Source organism: Streptomyces sp. NPDC007095, assembly GCF_040634475.1.
Taxonomy (GTDB): Bacteria; Actinomycetota; Actinomycetes; order Streptomycetales; family Streptomycetaceae; genus Streptomyces.
In genome coordinates this window covers 39,281-59,623 of record NZ_JBEYFS010000027.1, presented here as the reverse complement: position 1 = coordinate 59,623, position 20,343 = coordinate 39,281, and the positions used below count along the sequence as shown (strand labels likewise).

Here is a 20,343-nt window from a genome sequence, read left to right as displayed (position 1 = left end):
GCCGTGACATGAGGAAAGGCAAGAGAAGCAGAGGAAGCAGGAGAAGACAGCGGGCCTCCCTCGTCCTGGCGCTCGCGCTGACCGCCGGTCTGACAGCCACCGTTCCGGCGGGGGCGGACGACCCCGCGTACGCCTTCCGCAACCCCCGCCTCCCCGTCACCGAACGAGTGAACGACCTGCTCGGGAGGCTGACCCTCGACGAGAAGGTCTCCCTCCTCCACCAGTACGAGCCCGCGATCCCCCGCCTCGGCATCCAGTCCTTCCGCACCGGCACCGAGGCCCTGCACGGCGTCGCCTGGCTCGGCAAGGCGACCGTCTTCCCCCAGGCGGTCGGCCTCGCCTCCACCTGGGACCCGGCACTGATCCAGCAGGTCGGCTCGGCGGTCGGCGACGAGGCGCGCGGCTTCCAGCAGGATCGCCCCGACGGCTGGGGCCTCAACCTGTGGGCGCCCGTGGTCAACCTGCTGCGCGACCCGCGCTGGGGACGCAACGAGGAGGGCTACTCCGAGGACCCCTACCTCACCGGTTCGATCTCCACGGCGTACGGCGAGGGCCTGACGGGCGGCGACCCCGACCACCTGAAGACGGCCCCCACCCTCAAGCACTACCTCGCCAACAACAACGAGGTGAACCGCGCGACCACGTCCTCCGACCTGCGCCCACGCGTCCAGCACGAGTATGACGAGGCGGCCTTCAAACCGGCGGTGGCGGCGGACGCGACGACGGGAGTGATGGCGTCGTACAACCTGGTCAACGGCCGCCCCGACACGGTGAACCCGGACCTGGACGACGTCGTGCGGACCTGGACCTCCCGAGATCTCCTGAACGTCACCGACGCCTTCGCCCCGGGCAACCTGCTCCCCGGCACCCAGAACTACTACGGCACCCTCGCCGAGGGCGACGCGGCGGCGCTCAAGGCGGGCATCGACAGCTTCACGGACAACAACGGCGACTCGACCCCGACGACCACGGCCGTCAAGTCGGCTTTGAGTACGGGCCTGTTGAAGGAGTCGGACGTCGACACGGCCGTCTCCCACATCCTCGCCGTCCGCGTCCGGCTCGGCGAGTTCGACCCGAACAGCGGCAGGTACGGCTCGATCGACCAGTCGGTCATCAACAGTCCGGCCCACCGGAAACTGGCCCGCGAGGCGGCGGCGGAGAGCGCGGTCCTGCTCAAGAACGACGGCGTACTGCCCCTGAAGACCTCGGCGAAGAAAGTGGCCGTGGTCGGACCGCTCGCCGACACCCTCTATACGGACTGGTACTCGGGCACACTGCCGTACGCGGTCACACCCGCCGACGGCATCGCCACGAAGCTGGGTACCCCGGTGGGGAGCAGCGAGGGCGTCGACCGCATCGCGCTGAAGGACACGGCGACGGGGAAGTACGTGACGGCGGGGGCGTCTCAGGCCGGTGGAGCCCTGAAGGAGAGCACCGAGACAGGGGTGGCGGCCCAGTTCGACGCGTTCGACTGGGGCTCCGGCATCGTGACCCTGCGCTCGGCCGCCAACGGCAAGTACGTCGGCTACAACTGGTCGAACTTCGTCAACGACCAGGTCCAGCCCAACGGTTGGTACGTCCAGCAGCAGTTCAAGCTGGAGCAGCAGGACGACGGCACGTACCTGCTCAGGTACGCCGGATACGAGACCACCGAGTCCTGGTGGTCGAACCCGGTCTACCTCGGCCCGACGGGCCCCGACGGCACCCTGGGCCTGGTCGAGAAGTCGGGGGCCGCCCACTACTCCAAGGACGTCGTCCGCAGCGGTGTGGACGAGGCGGTTGCCGCGGTGAAGGGCAAGGACACGGCGGTCGTGGTGGTCGGCTCGATGCCGTCGATCAACGGCCGGGAGAACCACGACCGTACGGACATGGGCCTGGCCCCGTCACAGGAGTCCCTGGTCAGGGCGGTGCGCGCAGCCAACCCGAAGACGGTCGTGATCGTGGAGAACAGCTACCCGACCACCCTCGGCGCCCTCCAGAAGGAGGTCCCGGCCCTCCTGTGGACCACCCACGCGGGCCAGGAGACGGGCAACGCGCTCGCCGACGTCCTCTACGGCGCCACGAACCCGGCGGGCCGCCTCACCCAGACCTGGTACCGGTCGACATCGGACCTCCCCTCGATCCTCGACTACGACATCATCAAGTCCGACCGCACCTACCAGTACTTCCAGGGGCAGCCGCTCTACCCGTTCGGCTACGGCCTGTCGTACACGACGTTCCGCTACGGCACGCTGAAGCACGTCTCCGGCGGCTACGAGGTGACGGTCACGAACACGGGCAAGCGGGCGGGCGACGAGGTCGTACAGCTCTACACCCACCAGCGGACATCGAGGGACAAGCAGCCCCTGAAGCAGCTGAAGGCGTACGCGAGGGTGTCCCTGGAGCCGGGCGAGACGAAGACCGTCCGGCTGAAGGTCCGTGCGAAGGACCTCGCGCACTGGGACGTCACCCGCTCGAAGTGGGTGGTGGAGAACGGCACGTACGACGTCCTGGTCGGCGCCTCGTCCTCGGACATCCGCTCCCGGACGTCATGGACGGTGCGGGGCGAGACGATCCCGCCCCGGGACCTCACGAAGGTGACGCGCGCCGAGAACTTCGACGACTACTCGCCCGGTTCCGTCCGCCTGGTCGACGAGTCGAAGGCGCGCGGGACGGCGGTGGGCGCGACGGCCGACAGGGCCTGGCTGAAGTTCGCGGACGCCCAACTGGGTTCTGGTGCGTCCGAGTTCAGCGCACGCGTCGCCGGTTCGTCCGGCACGGTCGAGGTCCGGCTGGGCTCGCCGACCGGCCCGCTCGTCGGCACCGCTCGTACGGACGGCACGGCATCCCCGTACGACTACACGACGGTGACCACCGCCCTCACCCGCGCGACGAAGGGCCGTACGGGCGTGTACCTGGTGCTGAGCGGGGGTGTGCGGCTGTCCACGTTCACCCTGCGCTGAGGCGGGTCAGCCGGCCTCGATCAGGTGATCCACGTCGGAGACGTGATACTCGCCGTACCCGAAGCGCTCGCCGATCACCTTGTACCGGTCGTACTGCTTCTGTGTGAGTGGCACGGACAGCGTGTTCAGGACGCGGAGGAACAAGCGGAACCCGAGATCGGGATCGATCCGGGTGACCACGTGTTCCAGCGCGTCCATGACGTCCGTGGCGGGAACAGGATGCCAGTGGGGGCTGACGACCTTGTCCGCCACCGCGGGCGCCGTCTCCCGGACTTCCCGCAGCACCGTGTCGGCGAGTTCGGTGCGGGCGGCCCCACAACGGGTGTGTACGCGGGGGCGGCCTCCCTCAGCCGCTCCCGGCACACGTCCGCGATCAGCCGAAGCCAGTCCCGGCCGTCGGTACTCCCCGGCCTGTCCGAGGCGCCGGCCCACAGGGCGGTGACCGCGGCGTCGGGCAGTGCGGACCGCAGCAGCCGGAGCGTGTCCTCCAGGAGGACGGCCGCCGCGTCACCCACGAGGCACCGAAATCGAATGCGGTGAAGCGCTCCACTGGATCTCTCCTCCTTATCTGCCACGGTCACGTCCGCATACGCCACGGTCACGTCCGCGAGCGCGAACCCCGGGCTGGTGGTGGCGCCGAACCAGGGCCCGGCGGGGTCGGCGTGTCGGTCGCCGGGCATGACAAAGGCCCCACCGCTCGAAAGCGACGGGGCCTTTGCCCACATGGGACGGAGGTCCGGGAGGACCTCCTGATCGTGGAGATGGCGGGAATCGAACCCGCGTCCACCGGTGCAGAATCAGGGCTTCTCCGTGTGCAGTTCGCTGCGATTTTCTCGGCCCCGGTGATCACGCGAACAAGTCGCCGACGGGCCCAGCCACTGTTTGATTTCCCATCGAACCCCGTGACCGGGCTCGATGGTTTAGTTCCCTAGATTATGCCAGGGTCCGGGTCGGGAACACCCCCGGGCTGACACCCATTAAGGGTCCTTCACTCATTGCTTATTAGGCAGCGAGGGCGAAGGACTGGGAATCGCTCTTGGAATTGGCGATTATTGGTTGCGACATATGGTTAACGAGATCATTGTCGCTTCCTCGACACGCTTCCCCTGCTTCGACAGCCGCTGTCGAAACCGATCATCCCCATGTTGTTTTTTCAAGCCCCTCCGAGGAGGGTTGCGCACCCGCCGTGAGGTGCAGATCCCATCGTACGTGACCAACGCACGTCGATGCCACCGTATTCCCCGTGGCTACTCGCCCCGCTGCTTCCGCTTCGCCGCCGCGATCGCGCGGTCCGACTCCCGGCGGTCCTGCTTCTCGCGCAGGGTCTGCCGCTTGTCGTACTCCTTCTTACCGCGGGCGAGCGCGATCTCGGCCTTGGCCCGGCCGTCCTTGAAGTACAGGGCGAGGGGCACGATCGTGTGACCCGTCTCCTCCGACTTCGACGCCAGCTTGTCGATCTCCTCGCGGTGCAGGAGCAGCTTGCGCTTGCGGCGCACCGTGTGGTTGGTCCAGGTGCCCTGGCTGTACTCGGGAATGTGGGCGTTGTGCAGCCACGCCTCGTTCCCGTCGATCTGGACGAAGCCGTCGGTCAGCGAGGCGCGTCCCTGACGCAGCGACTTCACCTCGGTGCCGGTGAGGACGAGCCCGGCCTCGTAGGTGTCGATGATCGCGTAGTCGTGCCGTGCCTTCTTGTTCTGCGCGACGATCTTGCGCTTGCCGTCCTTGGCCTTCGCGGCCCCTCCGCCCTGCTTGGGCTGGGACTCCTTCGGTACGTACATTCCCTTACTCATAGTGCTGCCATTTTCGCACTACAGGGGGGTCCGGGGGAAAGCCGATTACAAGAGCACCGAGCCGGCGACTACGAAGGGTCGCCGAGACCGCTCAGTACGGTCTCCGCCCGCTCCAGGGCCTCCTCGTCCACCTCCAGGTCGGGGGTGATGCCCCGCCCGTCGACGGCGTGCCCGGCGGGGGTGCGGTAGTGGCCGACGGTCAGCTCGGCGACGGAACCGTCCGGCAGCCGGCTCGGCATCTGGATCGAGCCCTTGCCGAAGGTCCTGGAGCCCACGACGACCGCGCGGCCGCGGTCCTGGAGGGCCCCGGTGAGCAGTTCGGCCGCGCTCATCGTGCCGCCGTCGACGAGCGCGACCAGGGGTCTGATGGTGTCACCGCCGGGGTCGGCGTGCAGGGAGCGCTGCGCGCCGTTGACGTCGTAGGTGGCGACGAGGCCGCCGTCGAGGAAGGCGGAGGCGGCGGTGACGGCCTCGGTGACCAGTCCGCCGGAGTTGCCACGCAGGTCGAGGACGATCCCGGCGTGCTCGGGCGTCTGCTCGACGGCGTTCCGTACGGCGTCACCGACGCCCTTGGTGAAGGCGGCGACCTTGATCACGGTGACGCCGCCGGGAAGCTTGTGGACGGTCAGGGAGTCCGTGGACAGCCTCGCCCGGCGCAGCGTCTCGCTCCACGCGCGTGTGCCGCGCTCCAGCCCGAGGGAGACCTTCGTACCGGCGGCGGCGTCGTCCGCGTCCCCGCGCAGTAACGAGACGACCTCGGTGACCGGCCGGCCGTCCACCTTCTCGCCGTCGACGCTGCGCAGCCGGTCGCCCGTGCGGATCCCGGCGGCGGCAGCGGGCGAGCCGCTCTGCACCCGGGTCACCTCGATACGGCCGTCACGCTCGCGCCGGGCCCACAGCCCCACGCCCGTGTACTGGCCGTCGAGGGCCTCCTCGAACTCCTCGTACTCGCCCTGGGAGTAGACGGCGCCCCAGCGGTCCCCGCTGCGGCTGACGGCCCGCTCTGCGGCCTCCATGGGGGACTTGCCGTCGGCCATCGCCTCGGCGGCGGCGTCGGTGACCGTCTCGCGGTGGGCCGCCGAGGTCGAACGCGCCGAAGGAGGCGGGGTTTTCCGGTCGGGATCACCGAAGGACCCGGTCGCGGCCCCCGCGACGAGGACACTCGCGAAAAGCAATGTCAGGGCGGCCCCGCGGCCTGCGCGGCGGGGCTGGCAGAACAGGTCTCGGCCTGACATGGCGGTGAGTCTAGGACAACGCAAAGGGCCGTACCGCCGGTTGGCAGTACGGCCCCCTTGGCATGCGTCACACCTTCAGGTACTTGCGCAACGCGAAGAACGCCGCAAGCGCGGGCATCAGCAGACTCGTCGCGAGGATGAGCGGCAGCTTGGTGAGCACGGCGTCCCAGCCGATGAAGTTGATCAGATTCAGCTTCTGGGACAGCGCGAGGCCGTGATCGATGATGAAGTACCGCGCGACCAAGAGGAATCCGCAGGCGACACCTCCGCCGATCAGTCCGGCGACCGCGGCCTCCATGATGAACGGCGCCTGGATGTAGAACCCGGAGGCGCCCACGAGCCGCATGATGCCGGTTTCCCTGCGCCGGCTGAACGCCGAGACGCGCACCGTGTTGACGATCAGCATCAGGGCGACGACGAGCATCATCGCCATGACCGCGCGCGCGGCCCAGTTCATGCCGTTGAGCAGCCCGAAGAGGTTGTCCAGGATGCCCTTCTGGTCCTGCACCGACTGCACGCCGTCACGGCCGTCGAAGGCGGTCGCGATGACCTGGTACTTCTGCGGGTCCTTCAGCTTGATGCGGTACGACTCCTGCATCTGGTCCGGCGTGAGGGAGCTGGCCAGCGGGGAGTCGCCGAACTGCTCCTTGTAGTGCTTGTACGCCTGGTCCGACGACTCGTACGAGACCTTCTCGACGACGGTCATCTTCTTGAGGTCGCTGAGGATCTGGTCCTTCTGCTCGGTGGTCACGGCCCCCTTGGCGCAGTGGGGATCGGACTCCGCGTCACTCTTGTTGCAGAGGAAGATCGAGACGTTGACCTTGTCGTACCAGTAGCCCTTCATGGTGCTCACCTGGTCGCTCATCAGCAGCGAACCGCCGAACAGGGCGAGGGAGAGGGCGACCGAGACGACGACCGCGAAGGTCATCGTCAGATTGCGACGGAGACCGACACCGATCTCCGACAGAACGAACTGGGCGCGCATGGCGTCTGCTAAGCCTTTCCGTGGACCGTCGTCAGTGCTGGTAGCCGTAGACGCCGCGCGCCTGGTCGCGGACGAGGCGGCCCTGCTCCAGCTCGATGACGCGCTTGCGCATCTGGTCCACGATGTTCTGGTCGTGCGTCGCCATCAGCACGGTGGTGCCCGTCCGGTTGATGCGGTCGAGCAGCTTCATGATGCCGACGGAGGTCTGCGGGTCGAGGTTGCCGGTCGGCTCGTCCGCGATGAGGAGCTTGGGCCGGTTCACGAAGGCTCTCGCGATGGCCACACGCTGCTGCTCACCACCGGACAGCTCCCCGGGCATCCGGTCCTCCTTGCCGCCGAGCCCGACGAGGTCGAGCACCTGGGGCACGGACTTGCGGATCTCGCCGCGGGACTTGCCGATGACCTCCTGCGCGAAGGCGACGTTCTCGGAGACCGTCTTGTTCGGCAGCAGGCGGAAGTCCTGGAACACGGTTCCCAGCTGGCGGCGCATCTGCGGCACCTTCCAGTTGGAGAGGCGCGCGAGGTCCTTGCCCAGGACGTGCACCTGGCCTTGGCTGGTCCGCTCCTCGCGGAGGATCAGCCGCAGGAAGGTGGACTTTCCGGAGCCGGAGGATCCCACGAGGAACACGAACTCACCACGCTCGACCTCCAGGGAGACATCCCTGAGAGCGGGTCGGGTCTGCTTGGGGTAGACCTTGGAGACACTGTCGAATCGGATCACGGATGCACCACGGGTCGCCGGGGGTAGGTGAGCGTGACCATACGCGAACCGGGTGCACGAGCGCAGTCGCCGGTCAGGGTTGCGCGGCGGTTGTGCGGGGCTTGTGCGTTTTTGTACAGGTCTTTTGCACGGCCCTTTTGTACGGGCCTTTGTACGGGCACCCCGTAGGGGCGCGGGGAGCCGCGCGCCCGGCCCCCACCGGTCGGCGGCCGCGATCCCGACGCCGGCCCCCCTCCGGAAGCGCCCGTTTCCCCGCCTAACCCGTGGAGCACAGGGCAGGATAAGGCGAGCCGCGCCGTTTCCAGCGGAACCTGGCACAGTGGAAGGGGAACGGTTGCGTTCCCTGCAGCGTTATGTAAACGGCGGAGGACGGCGCAAGGAGGGCAAGCGCATGACGTACGACCGATTGGTGTGCGCGAACTGCGCGGCGCCCGTCAGCGAGGGCCGCTGCCCGGTCTGCCGCGCGAACCGGGAGCGGTTGCAGCAGGAGAGCCCCTTCGCGGGGCTGAACCCGATGGCGCTGATCGCGCTGCTCGCCGTGCTGATCGCGGCGGTGGCACTGCTGGCGCACCAGACGGTATGAGTCTCGTGAGAGCGGCGGTGTGACCACAGTCACCATCTGAGGCGCTCGCCATGGCGGTCGCCGTCCGAGGCGGTCACTGTCCGTTGTGGTCACCTTTTGAAGCATCCTTGATGTTCCTGACGCGAGAGGGGCCCGGAGCAAGCTGCTCCGGGCCCCTCTTGTGCTGCGATCAGCTGCGTCAGGCAGCGGCGCCGCGGCCGTTCACGAGGCGCGGCAGCAGACGGAAGCCGATACCGCCCGCGATCATCGTGGCGGCACCGACCAGCAGGAACGTGGTCTCGGCGGCACCCGTCTCGGCCAGCTGCCCCTTCTTGCCCTGGGCGGAGGTGTCGGACGAGGTGTTCGCGCCGGTGTCGGTCAGACCGGAGGAACCCTTGCCCTGCTCGACGGGCTTGGAGCCGCCGTCGGGGTTGCTGTCATTGCCACCGGTGCCGGTGCCGGAACCGTCCGTCGGGCTGTCCGTCGGGTCGGTGGGCTCGGTGGGGTTCTCGGTGGGGTCGGTGGGCTCGTCCGTCGGCGGCGTGGTGGTGGGCGTGGCCGGGTCGGTCGGCGTGCTCGGGATGGTGGGCGTACCCGGGTCCGTCGGCGTGCCCGGGTCCGTCGTCGGGTCGGTCGGGGTGGCCGGGTCGCTGGGAATGCCGGTCTCGGTCGGGGTGGCGCTCGGGTCTCCGTCGACCGTGACACCGACGTTGATGTCGAGAGCCGAAGCGGCACCCGCGGCAGTCAGCGAAGCACCGGCGGCGATCACCACACCGGCTGCTATGCGTGCCACGCGGATCCGCGTCTTCTTGGTCATTTGCTTGCTACCCCCAGTAGCTGATCGTCAATGGAGCAGCGCCCGGGGCCACGGCGTCACAGGTGGCTCGCTCAGCCCCCCGGTTCACATGCGCCCCGGAGATACGCATGCCACGCGCTACCATTCCCAGTTTCCACAGCAACGTCAAGGTCGTTGCGTACGCGATGTCCGGATCAGCGACATTTGCCTGCCGTGCGGACATGTGACTGTGACGTAAAACCCAGAATTCCCCCACACAAAAGGCAACTGCCGCCCGATGGGCGGCAGTTGCCTTGTCGACAAAGAGGCATCGAGGTGATGTTGATACCTCGAACTACTTCTCCTGCTGCTTGCGCCAGCGAATTCCGGCCTCGATGAATCCGTCGATCTCCCCGCCGAAAACGGCCTCGGGGTTACCGACTTCGAACTCGGTCCGCAGATCCTTGACCATCTGGTAGGGGTGCAGGACGTACGAACGCATCTGGTTTCCCCAGGAGTTGCCGCCGTCGCCCTTCAGGGCGTTCATCTTGGCCTGCTCCTCCTGGCGGCGCCGCTCGAGCAGCTTGGCCTGGAGCACGTTCATCGCGCTCGCCTTGTTCTGGATCTGCGACCGCTCGTTCTGGCAGGAGACGACGATTCCGGTGGGGAGGTGGGTGAGGCGCACCGCGGAGTCGGTGGTGTTGACGCCCTGGCCGCCGGGGCCGGACGACCGGTACACGTCGACGCGCAGCTCGGACTCGTCGATCTCGATGTGATCGGTCTGCTCGACGACGGGCAGGATCTCGACACCCGCGAAGGACGTCTGGCGGCGCCCCTGGTTGTCGAACGGCGAGATGCGCACGAGGCGGTGGGTGCCCTGCTCCACGGACAGCGTTCCGTACGCGTACGGGACGTGGACGGCGAAGGTGGTGGACTTGATGCCCGCCTCTTCCGCGTACGAGGTCTCGTAGAGCTCGGTCTTGTATCCGTGGCGCTCGGCCCAGCGCAGGTACATGCGCTGGAGCTTCTCGGCGAAGTCGGAGGCGTCGACGCCGCCGGCCTCGGCACGGATGGTGACGACGGCCTCACGGGAGTCGTACTCCCCGGAGAGCAGCGTCCGCACTTCCATCTCGTCCAGCGCCTTCTTGACGGCGACGAGCTCGGACTCGGCCTCGGCACGGGTGTCCGGGTCGTCCTCCTCCTCGGCCATCTCGAAGAGCACGCTCAGATCGTCGATACGCCCGCGCAGCGCCTCGGCCTTCCTGACCTCCGCCTGGAGGTGGCTCAGCTTGCTGGTGATCTTCTGCGCCTCGTCGGGGTCGTCCCACAGGGACGGCGCGGCCGCCTGCTCCTCGAGCACGGCGACATCTGCCCTCAGCTTGTCGAGGTCCAGGACGGCCTCGATCGACTCCATGGTCGAGGAGAGGGACTTGAGCTCTTCGGATACATCGACGACTGCCACGCCTCCAGCGTAACGGCTGCCGCAAGCGAGGCTTGCCCCTCGTCCGACGAGGGGCGGCGCAAGCCCTCCCCGGGACTCGGGGCGAAGCCCCGCCCCTTCACGGGCGCGGGGAACTGCGCGATCAACCCCCACCGCCCCGCAGCCAAACAACCACCAGCCGCGGCTCGGGACGAAGCCCCAGCCTCCAGGGGCGCGGGAAACTGCGCGATCAACCCCCACCCGCAGGCAGACGAACAGCCCGGGGTCCGGGGCGGAGCCCGGGTCGGAGTGAGGGCTAGGGGGAGGCCGGGGCCGAGTTCTTCGTGTCGTGCGGCGTCGCCCCCGCGTCGTCACCCGACGTGGCCAGCCACGTACCGACCCCCACCGCGGCGACGAGAACGGCCCCCGCCACCCCCAACGTGATCCGACGCCGCCGCGCCGACGCCCGGTGCCGAGCCGACCCCGGCCGAGGCGCCCCCGCAGCCCGCGGCACCCGAGCCGTACCGCGCGCCCCACCCGCCAGCTCGTCCGGCCCCGGCACCCGCATCGACGTATGCGTGTCCCGGTTGGAGTCCGGCGCAGCCCCCGGTACCAACGGCACGGCCCCCCGCCGCGCCCGCGAGGCCGGCGCCGTCGGTTCCGCCGTCTCGCCCGCCTCGGGGGCGTCCTCCGCCGACTCCCCGTCCGGTTCGTCGACGTCCAGCGGCGGCATCCCCGCCAGCAAGGGCAGCTGCTCCCGCAGCCGCGCCCCCAGCTCGGACGCCCGCAACCGCGACGCCGGCGCCTTGGCCAGGCACTGCACGAGCAGCTGCCACAGCTCCTCGGGGATACCGGGGAGCGGTACGACGGTCTCCGTCACGTGCCGCCGCAGTACCGCACCGGGATGCCCGCCCCCGAAGGGCGTGAACCCGGCGAGGAGCTCGTACAGCACCGTCGCCAAGGCGTAGATGTCGACGGCGGCCCGCGGCGGCAGCCCCTCGATGATCTCGGGGGCGAGATAGTCCGGCGTGCCGATGATCTTCGTGGCCCGGGTCCGCCGCGGCGAGTCGATGAGTTTGGCCACACCGAAGTCCGTGAGCAGCGCGGGGTGCGAGCCCCCCGGGCCCAGCGGACCCTGCATGTCCAGCAGCACGTTCTCCGGCTTCACGTCCCGGTGCACGACCCCGGCCGCGTGCGCCGCCGCCAGCCCGTCCGCGACGTCGGCCACGATCGCGACCGCGGCCTCGGGCGCCAGCCGCCGTTCCCGGTCGAGCCGGGTGCGCAGATCCGTGCCCCGCACGAGGTCCATGACGAGCGCGAGGTCATTGCCGTCGACGACGAGGTCCCGTACCGCCACGACATGCGGGTGATCGAGCCCGAGCAGAGCCGTGCGCTCCTGTACGAAGCGGCCCACCAGCTCCTGGTCGGACGCGAGGTCCTCGCGCAGCAGCTTGATGGCGACGGGCCCCTCAGGTCCCTCGCCGAGCCACACCGTGCCGGCGCTGCCCCGCCCCAGAATCTGGTGGGCGGTGTACCGGCTGCCGATCTTCCGTGCCAAGACTGCTCCTACTGACGCGTGTTGCCGCTAAAAGTACGCGTCCGAAGAGCCAACCTTCACTCCGGAGACGGAAATCACCCGTCAGATGTCGACAAATCCCCAGAGTCGCGAGGGAACCGCGAGTGATTCACCGGGAATCAAAAGGGAATCGGCGGGAGCTAATTACCGGAACCGCCGAGATCCCCGATCCACTTGGTGGCGGTGTTGAACCCGTCCTTCAGCACACCCCAGTACCCCTTGGTCGTCCCGATCCAATGCTGGAGCGGGCTGAACTCCCAGACCAGCCAGCCGGCGACGAACAGGATGACGATCGTGAACAGGCAGCCCTTGAGGCAGCCGAGTCCCGGGATCTTCATCGGGTTGGCGCTGCGCTGCCGCGGCTCGCGCGACTGCCGGGGCGCCGGCGCCTCGGGCTGCTGCGGCGGGGGCGCGTACCGCTGAGGCTGCGGCTGCTGCTGGGGCGCGGGGGCGTACCCCTGCGGCTGCTGCTGCCGCTGGCGGCGCTGCTGGCGCTGTGGCTGTTGCTGCTGGGGCGCGTACTGCTGTGGCTGCTGGGGCGCGTACTGCTGCGGCTGTTGCTGCTGCTGATACCCGTATCCCGGCGGCGGCTGCTGGCCCTGCGGCGGGCGCTGCTGTTGCTGGGGCCGCGCGACCTGTCGCTGGGGACGGCGGCGCAGCGGGTCCTGGTCGGGGTCGAGGTACTGGACCTGGGTCTGCTCGTTGCGGTCCCGGGCCGCGCGCAGCTGGTTCTGCCAGGGGTGCGGGTCCTCGCCCTGCCCCGGCTGCCCGGGCTGTCCCGGCTGTCCGCCCGGCTGGTGCTGGGGCACCGGCGGCATGACGGCGGTCGGGTCGGCCGCGCCGCGGTGCGGCAGTACGGCGGTGGGGTCGGCGGCACCGGGCATGCCGGGGGCTCCGGTGTGCGGCAGGACACTGGTCGCGCCGTTCGGGTCGTACGCCCCCGGGGCGCCGTGCGGCAGCACCTGCGTGGGGTCGGCCGCACCGGGTACGCCCGGCACCGCGGCCGGCGCCGGGTCGGGGGCGAGCAGCGCGCCCACACCCTCCGCGGCGGCGATCTGCGCGGAGTTGGCGTGCACACCGATGCCCTGGGCGACGGTGCGCAGCCCGCGGGCGAGGTTCTCGGCGCTGGGCCGCTCGTCCGGGTTCTTGCGCAGGCAGCGCTCTATGACGGTCCACAGGGGGTCCGGGACCGTGGAGGGGCGGCGCGGCTCGGCGCTCAGATGCTGGTGCAGCACTTCGAGGGCGGACTCGCCGGCGAACGGGGGACGCCCGGTGACCAGCTCGTACAGCAGGATGCCCGCGCCGTAGATGTCGACGGCGGACGTCTGCGGGCGTCCCTCGGCGGACTCCGGCGCGACATACGCGGGCGTGCCGACGAACTCATGGGTCCGGGTGAGGCCCGGGGAGTCGGCGAGCCGGGCGATGCCGAAGTCGGTGAGCATCGGGTGCATCTGGCCGCCGTCCTGCTTGAGCAGGACGTTCGCGGGCTTCAGGTCGCGGTGCACGACGCCGTCGGCGTGGCTGGCGGCGAGCGCGTCGGCGACCTGGGCGGTGAGCAGGGCGGCGGCGACGGGCGAGAACGGGCCGTTCTCGCGCAGGTAGCGGTGGAGGTCGGGGCCGTCGACCAGGTCCATGACCAGGGCGAGCAGGTCGCCCTCGACGACGAGGTCCCGTACCCGCACGATGTTCGGGTGGGTCAGGCGCAGCAGGACGGAGCGCTCCCGGAGGAACCGCATCACGATGTCCGCGTCGTTGGCGAGCTCTTCCTTGAGGACCTTGATCGCCACGGTTTCGCCGGGCTGGCCGGCGACGGCCGCCTCGGCGCCCGCGGTCTCCCTCTGGCGGGCTCGCCAGACGGTGCCTGTGGCGCCGCGCCCAAGCGGCTCCTCAAGGAGGTACTTGCTCCCTACCGGCCGCACGTCATGCGCTCCCTGTTGCTTGCTTGCCTGGTCCGTCCGCCGTCGTCAACGTGCTGCGGCGGTTTCCGCCCCACTGTAGTGCCGAGACACCTGGCACCGGACTGTCGTCTTCCTGTGCTTTCCACTGCTTCCCATAAGCGCCTGTGCTTCGCATAAGCGCTTACGTACGCGTTCCCGTTCATGTTCGATGGAAAGACGCTCGCATTCGGCTGTTGGTTGCCGAACGGCGCCCGCGGGGGCGACGTGACCGATCTCAAGCGGGCACCGGTCGGGCACTGGTCAGGCACTTTTGCGGGCAGAGCCGACCAATCAAGATCACTTGCCGGTGGGTGGCGGGCGTGTTGTCAGTGACAGGTGCGAGGATGCCTTCAGTACTGGCCGACGTGCCCGTGTGCGGTGGGGGAATCTGCGGTGGGGGGACCGCGGCACAGCCTCGCTCTCCTCGCGGGTGCCTGCGCGGAAGGGACCGCTGGCGGCGATGCAGATCCGGCTGACCGTCGTAGACCCGCTTGGCTCGCCCTCGGAGCCGCGGGGGCGAGCCGCGGCCTGCGATGTGCTGGTCACCGCTCCCGCCGGGACGGCGTTGGCAGCGGTGGCGGCGGGTCTGGCCTCGGCGGTCGGCGGTGAGGGCGCGGGCCAGCACGACCGCGGTCGCGAGCTCGGCGGAGGTCCCGTCGTGCTGTACGCGGGCGCCGAGCGCCTCGACGGCCAGCGCTGCACGCTGGGCGAGCCGCCCCTGACGGACGGCGCCGTGCTGTCCCTGGGCTCCCCCGCCGAACCCGGTCCCGACGTGGACGGGGTCGCGGCCCGGCTCCATGTCGTCGCGGGCCCCGACGCGGGCGGCGTCCATCTGCTGCACGGCGGCCGGATCGACATCGGCCGCTCCGCCGACGCGGACGTCCCGTTGGACGACCCCGACGTCTCCCGCCTGCACTGCGCGGTCACGGTCACTCCCGAGGGCCGCGTCTCGGTCGCCGACCTGGGCTCCACGAACGGCACGACGCTGGACGGCACCCCCGTCGGCACCCGCCCGGTCCGCTTCGGGCAGGGCGCGCTCCTGCGCGTCGGCGAGTCCGCCCTGCGACTGGCTCCGCCCGGTGGCGCGGATCCGGTGGGCACGACACCCGACGGGGAGGGCCACGTCAGGGTCACCACCCCGACCGGTACGGCCACCCGCCCGAAGCCGCCCACCGGCCCCGGCCCCGGCCCCGCGTCGTCCTCCACCGCTCCCGCTGCCCCCTCCGGTCCTTCCGCTCCTGTCGTGCCCCACGCGCGCGTGGGGGGTGCCTCCGGTGCCGGCGCGCTGCCCGTGCCGCCCGTCGGTGACACACATCACGGCTTCGGATCTGCGGAGTGGGGAGCCGCGGGTGGCGTCCCCGGAGCGCAGGAGCACGGCCCGGTCGTGCCGGAGCAGGGCCGGGCGCCCCGGATCGAGAGCAGGCCCGCGCAGCCGTCCGGCCCCGACACGTCGGCGGGCGGAGCCACACCCCGAGCCGCGGCCGGCCCCGAGCCGGGCACCCGTAAAGGCACCCCCACGCGGGGCACCGACGTACCGCCCGGCGTGCGCAAGCGGGGCGGGTTCGGCGCGTGGGCGCGTCGGCTGGCCGGCGGCCGGGGCGAGCTGCCGGGCACCGGACCGGGGGATCCGTACGACACGGACGGGGATGACGGGGCGGCGGAGTTCCCGGCGGCCTTCCTGCCCACGCAGGCCCCGGAGAGCTGGCCCGATCCCGCGACGCTGCTGCTCACCGCGCTGGGTCCGGGGCCCCGGCTGTGGGAGCGCGGCCCGGGCCACCCGGAGACGCTGACGGTGCGGCTGGGCACGGCGGACCGGGCGGCGCCCGACGGTTCGGGGCTGGTACCGGCGGTGCCGGTGACCGCGGGCCTGCGGGAGGTCGGCTCACTGGGCCTGGCGGGGCCGCGGGCGCGGCTGGCCGGGCTGGCCCGCTCGGTGATCGCCCAGCTCGCCGCGCTGCACTCCCCCGACGCCCTCGACATCGTCCTGATCAGCGCGGACCGCTCCCGCACGGTGGAGGAGCGCACCGCCGAGTGGTCCTGGCTCGGCTGGCTCCCGCATCTGCGCCCCACCCACGGCCAGGACTGCCGTCTCCTCCTCGCCTACGACCGTGAACAGGCGACGGCCCGCACGGACGAGCTCGTGCGCCGCCTGGAGGACCTGCTGACGGAAACGGGCGGCGCCCGGCGTGCGTACGACAAGGGCGATCGCGTCCCCGTGGACGCGCGGGGCGGCGCACGGCGCCCGACCTGGGCCCGCGACGAGGACCCGACAGGCGCGGACCGGGACTTCGAGGGGCCGTTCACCGTGCTCGTCGTGGACGGGGACCCCGGAGGCGCCGACGTTCGGGAGGCGGTGCTGCGGCTGACGCACGAGGGCGCGCGGGCAGGCATACATGTGGTGTGTCTGGCCGAGACCGTGTCCGCGTCGCCCGCGTCCCCGGTGACGGAGACGTACGAGGCGGCCTGCGAGGCGTCACCGGCGTTCCGGGAGTGCGGAGCGGTCGCGCTGCTCAGCGGGGACGTGGCGACGGCGTTGCGGCTGATGCGGGTGGGATCCGACGGGCCCGTGGGGCACGGCACGGTCGCCGCGGTGGACGCGGTGTCACCGGCGTGGGCGGAGCGTTTCGCACGCGCTCTCGCCCCCCTCCGTACGGACGGGGCGCACGCCGACCGCCACGCGCGCGTGTCCGCGCCGCTCCCTCAAGCGGCCCGTCTCCTGGACGAGTTGGGACTGGCCCGGGCCACCCCTGCGTCGCTCATGGCCCGTTGGGCGGACGCGGCGGACGACACGGAGGCGCTCGGCGGCCGCGGCCGGGCCGTCCTCGGCGCCGGGCCGCGCGGCCCGGTCGCCGTGGACCTCCCCGCCGAGGGCCCGCACCTGCTGATCGAGGGCCCGCCCGGCAGCGGTCGCACGGAGCTGCTCCGCGCTATCGCCGCGTCCCTGGCCGCCGCGGAGCGCCCCGACCGGCTCGGGATCGTGCTGATGGACGGTCGGGACAGCACCGGGGGCCACGGCGCGGGCCAAGGAGCGGAGGGGCTGCGGGTCTGTACGGATCTGCCCCATGTCACCACCCACCTCACCGCCAACGACCCCGTAAGGATGCGGGAGTTCGCCCAGTCGCTCAGCGCCGAGCTGAAGCGGCGGGCCGAGCTCCTGGGCCGGCTCGGCTTCGCGGAGTGGCACACGCGCGGCGAGGTGTCGGGCCGGATGGTCGCCCAGCGCACGCCCAAACCCACCCCGGGAGCGAAGCCCGGCCCGGCCTCTCCCCCCGCCTCCGGCGCCGCGGATCTCGACGCGCCCCCCAGTTCGACCCTGCGGCTGCGCCCGGCGGCTGCCCGCGAACGGACGGATCCGGGCCCCCCGTTGGCCCGTCTCGTCGTCATCATCGACGACCTGGACGCACTGCTCTCCCCCGCGCTGGGTTCCCCGGGACGGCCGGCGGCCGGTTCGGTCGTACGGGCTCTGGAGGCCGTCGCCCGCGAGGGTGACCGCCTCGGTGTGCACCTGGTGGCGGCCGCCGCGGACGACGGCCGCACGGCGACCACCGAACTGGGCCGCGCCGCCTCGCTCCGTATCTCCCTCGACCCGGTGTCCCCCGGTGCGGACGAACCCGCCCCCGGCCGGGGCCGCCTGTCCACTCCCGACGGTCGACTCACGCCCTTCCAGGCCGGCCGGGTCACGGGCCGCATCCCCCGCACGGCCACCCTCCGCCCCACGGTCGTCCCCCTCGAATGGCACCGCATGGGCGACCCCCCGGCCCGCCGCCCCGTCCGCGAACTCGGCAACGGCCCCACGGACCTGGCCCTGCTGGCCAGCGCGCTGGAGCGGGCGGCGAGGTCGGTGGCCGCGGTGGAGATGCCGTCGTTGCTGTAGGTCTTCGACGGACGTACGCCACACTCGGCCGTCATGAGTGACGTGAGTGACTGGTATCTGCAGCGGGAGTACGGGGTCCGGTTCGAGTGGGGGGCCGGTGGGGCGGAGCGGGTCGCGGATGGGGTCGGTTGTCTCGTGGTGGTGGACGTTTTGTCGTTCACCACGTCCGTGAACGTCGCCGTCGAGGCGGGGACCCGGGTCCACCCCTATGCCTGGCGGGACGAGACGGCGTCCGTCTTCGCCAGGGACAACGCCGCGGAACTGGCCGTCGGACGGCGGGCGGTCACCCCGGCCTCTCCCTGGTCGCTGTCCCCCGCCGCGCTCCGGCGGGCCCCGTTCACCCCCCGGCTCGTCCTCCCCTCGCCGAACGGATCCGCCATCGCCGCGGCGGCGGGCGGATCGACCGTGGTCGCGGGCTGTCTGCGCAACGCGTCGGCCGTCGGCCGATGGCTGACGCTCCATGGCTACGGAACCCTGGAACGGCCCCTCGCCGTGATCGCCGCGGGCGAGCGCTGGCCGGACGGCAGCCTGCGGCCCGGGCTGGAGGACCTGATGGGGGCCGGAGCGGTCATCGCCGCGCTCCTGGCGACGGGCGGCGCCGGACCGCTGTCGCCCGAGGCCGCCGCCGCACGGACCGCCTACACCGGGACCCCCGACGCGGCCGGCGCCGTGGCCGCCTGTTCCTCCGCCCTGGAACTGGCCCGGAGCGGCTTCGCCGACGACGTGGCGATCGCGGTCGAGGCGGACGCGAGTACGACCGTGCCCGTTCTCACCGACGGCGCCTTCACCGCGGGCACCCGCACCGACGGCAGCCCCTTCGACGGCGCTGTCCACACCGGCCCCGTCCACCTCACTCCGCCCGCCTGACCCGCCGTCACCCGGCTTTCGACTCCTCCTTGCGCCACTTTCACCGCCGGAGCGCCTGCGCCGCACAGAGTCCGCACCGCGTTCGCACAGCCGCCCACGTCACGACCCAATCACGATCACCCACTTGACAGCGCAGGCGCTCTTGCCGCCCTCGATGCCCCGGGCGTAGACCAGAGCGCACGGGACAGCGCCGGACGTTCGACGAGGAACGAGAACGGGGCAGTGATGCACAGAGCTCTTCGTACACACAGGTCGGCCAGTCACTCGACGCACAGGTCACGCAGAGCCGCACAGAACCGCAGGTCACCCAGGGCCGCACAGGCCGCCGCAGCCGCCGTCGTCGTCGCGCTCGCCCTCACCGCGTGTGGTGGTGGCAGCAAGGACAAGAAGGAAAACGGCGGTACGAGCAGTGCCAGTGCGAGCGGCGACACCGTCACCCTCCCCAAGCTCAACGGCGAGAGCCTCGAAGTCGCCGCCGTCTGGACCGGCGAGGAGCAGAAGAACTTCAAGACGGTCCTCGCGGAGTTCGAGAAGCGCACCGGCGCGAAGGTGACCTTCGTGGCGGCCCAGGACCCGATCATCAACTTCCTCGGTTCGAAGATCGCGGGCGGCCAGCCGCCGGACGTCGCGCTGCTCCCGCAGCCCGGCGCCATCAAACAGGCCGTCGACAAGAAGTGGGCCAAACCCCTCGGCCCCGAGGCCGTGGCCGAACTCGCCAAGAACTACTCGCAGGGCTGGCAGGACATCGGCAAGGTGGGCGGCAAGCAGTACGGCGTGTACTACAAGGCCGCCAACAAGTCGCTGATCTGGTACAACGCCAAGGTCTTCGAGAACGCGGGCGCGAAGGAGCCCAAGACCTGGCAGGAGCTGCTGACCACCGCGCAGACGGTCTACGACTCCGGTGTCACCCCGTTCTCCGTCGGCGGCGCCGACGGCTGGACCCTCACCGACTGGTTCGAGAACGTGTATCTCTCCCAGGCGGGCCCGGAGAAGTACGACCAGCTGAGCCAGCACAAGATCAAGTGGACGGATCCGTCCGTCAAGCAGGCCCTCACCACCCTCGCCGGGATCTGGGGCAAGAAGAACTACGTGGCGGGCGGCGCGAACGGCGCCCTGCAGACGGAGTTCCCCAACTCGGTCACCCAGACCTTCACCGGCGGCGACCAGCCCAAGGCGGGCATGGTCTTCGAGGGCGACTTCGCACAGGTCAACATCGGCGAGACCAAGGCCAAGGTGGGCACGGACGCGAAGGTGTTCCCGTTCCCGGCCGTGGGCAGCGCGGCGCCCGTGGTGTCCGGCGGCGACGCGGCCGTCATCCTGAAGGACTCCAAGGCGGCGCAGGCACTGGCCACCTTCCTGGCCTCCCCGGACGCGGCGACGATCCAGGCGAAGCTGGGCGGCTACCTCTCCCCCAACAAGAACGTGCCGAACTCGGCGTACCCGAACGCGGTGCAGCAGAAGATCGCCAAGTCCCTGATCGCGTCGGGCGACGACTTCCGCTTCGACATGTCCGACCAGGCCCCGCAGGCCTTCGGCGGCACGCCCGGCAAGGGTGAGTGGAAGGACCTCCAGGACTTCCTGAAGAACCCGACCGACGTCGCCGGCACCCAGGCGACGCTGGAGAAGGACGCGGCGGCGGCGTACGGCAGCGGAAGCTGA

At 70.8% G+C, this 20,343-nt stretch carries 14 protein-coding genes and 1 other RNA gene; 5 read left to right on the top strand and 10 right to left on the bottom strand.

Going from position 1 to position 20,343, the window contains the following annotated elements:
- Positions 1–8: 8 nt before the first annotated feature.
- Entirely contained in the window at positions 9–2,942 is a 2,934-nt protein-coding gene (locus tag ABZ656_RS12295) for a glycoside hydrolase family 3 C-terminal domain-containing protein (RefSeq protein WP_360267154.1), read from the top strand.
- 6 nt (positions 2,943–2,948) lie between these two features.
- On the opposite strand, the gene ABZ656_RS12290 is transcribed toward ABZ656_RS12295, so the two are convergent.
- From ABZ656_RS12290 to ftsE, 6 genes are all read right to left on the bottom strand, one after another.
- Positions 2,949–3,305 carry a hypothetical protein gene (locus tag ABZ656_RS12290; protein WP_101404880.1) on the bottom strand — a complete coding sequence of 119 codons (357 nt, stop codon included), beginning with the start codon at positions 3,303–3,305 and terminating at the stop codon, positions 2,949–2,951.
- A 390-nt stretch (positions 3,306–3,695) separates the two neighbouring features.
- Positions 3,696–4,084: a transfer-messenger RNA gene (ssrA, locus tag ABZ656_RS12285) on the bottom strand.
- Positions 4,085–4,189: 105 nt separating this feature from the next.
- Positions 4,190–4,732: an SsrA-binding protein SmpB gene (gene smpB / locus ABZ656_RS12280; RefSeq protein WP_054229635.1), complete on the bottom strand. Its 543-nt coding sequence runs from the start codon at positions 4,730–4,732 to the stop codon at positions 4,190–4,192.
- Between the two features lie 68 nt (positions 4,733–4,800).
- The gene (locus ABZ656_RS12275) at positions 4,801–5,967 is read right to left on the bottom strand and encodes a S41 family peptidase (RefSeq protein WP_101404879.1); all 1,167 of its coding nucleotides are present in this window, start codon (positions 5,965–5,967) and stop codon (positions 4,801–4,803) included.
- A gap of 67 nt (positions 5,968–6,034) precedes the next feature.
- A complete protein-coding gene (gene ftsX, locus ABZ656_RS12270; RefSeq protein WP_101404878.1) occupies positions 6,035–6,952 on the bottom strand; it encodes a permease-like cell division protein FtsX in 918 nt (305 codons plus the stop codon).
- A gap of 31 nt (positions 6,953–6,983) precedes the next feature.
- On the bottom strand, positions 6,984–7,673 hold the full coding sequence (gene ftsE, locus ABZ656_RS12265; protein WP_101404877.1) for a cell division ATP-binding protein FtsE: 690 nt from the start codon (positions 7,671–7,673) through the stop codon (positions 6,984–6,986).
- Positions 7,674–8,064: 391 nt separating this feature from the next.
- Between ftsE and ABZ656_RS12260 the strand changes: the two genes are divergently transcribed.
- On the top strand, positions 8,065–8,256 hold the full coding sequence (locus ABZ656_RS12260) for a hypothetical protein (protein ID WP_095854342.1): 192 nt from the start codon (positions 8,065–8,067) through the stop codon (positions 8,254–8,256).
- Positions 8,257–8,434: 178 nt separating this feature from the next.
- On the opposite strand, the gene ABZ656_RS12255 is transcribed toward ABZ656_RS12260, so the two are convergent.
- From ABZ656_RS12255 to ABZ656_RS12240, 4 genes are all read right to left on the bottom strand, one after another.
- Positions 8,435–9,052 (bottom strand): LPXTG cell wall anchor domain-containing protein, encoded by a 618-nt coding sequence (locus tag ABZ656_RS12255; RefSeq protein WP_101404876.1) that lies wholly within the window; start codon positions 9,050–9,052, stop codon positions 8,435–8,437.
- Between the two features lie 313 nt (positions 9,053–9,365).
- A complete protein-coding gene (gene prfB / locus ABZ656_RS12250; RefSeq protein WP_054229629.1) occupies positions 9,366–10,472 on the bottom strand; it encodes a peptide chain release factor 2 in 1,107 nt (368 codons plus the stop codon).
- A 274-nt stretch (positions 10,473–10,746) separates the two neighbouring features.
- A complete protein-coding gene (locus tag ABZ656_RS12245) occupies positions 10,747–11,988 on the bottom strand; it encodes a protein kinase (RefSeq protein WP_101404875.1) in 1,242 nt (413 codons plus the stop codon).
- 158 nt (positions 11,989–12,146) lie between these two features.
- On the bottom strand, positions 12,147–13,925 hold the full coding sequence (locus tag ABZ656_RS12240) for a serine/threonine-protein kinase (RefSeq protein ID WP_360267146.1): 1,779 nt from the start codon (positions 13,923–13,925) through the stop codon (positions 12,147–12,149).
- 478 nt (positions 13,926–14,403) lie between these two features.
- Between ABZ656_RS12240 and ABZ656_RS12235 the strand changes: the two genes are divergently transcribed.
- The 3 genes from ABZ656_RS12235 (at position 14,404) to ABZ656_RS12225 (ending at position 20,343) form a co-directional block, all read left to right on the top strand.
- Positions 14,404–17,817, top strand: coding sequence for an FHA domain-containing protein (locus ABZ656_RS12235; protein WP_360267143.1), 3,414 nt, complete (start codon positions 14,404–14,406; stop codon positions 17,815–17,817).
- A 33-nt stretch (positions 17,818–17,850) separates the two neighbouring features.
- Positions 17,851–18,684 carry a 2-phosphosulfolactate phosphatase gene (locus tag ABZ656_RS12230; RefSeq protein WP_360267140.1) on the top strand — a complete coding sequence of 278 codons (834 nt, stop codon included), beginning with the start codon at positions 17,851–17,853 and terminating at the stop codon, positions 18,682–18,684.
- A gap of 225 nt (positions 18,685–18,909) precedes the next feature.
- Positions 18,910–20,343: an ABC transporter substrate-binding protein gene (locus ABZ656_RS12225; protein WP_101404872.1), complete on the top strand. Its 1,434-nt coding sequence runs from the start codon at positions 18,910–18,912 to the stop codon at positions 20,341–20,343.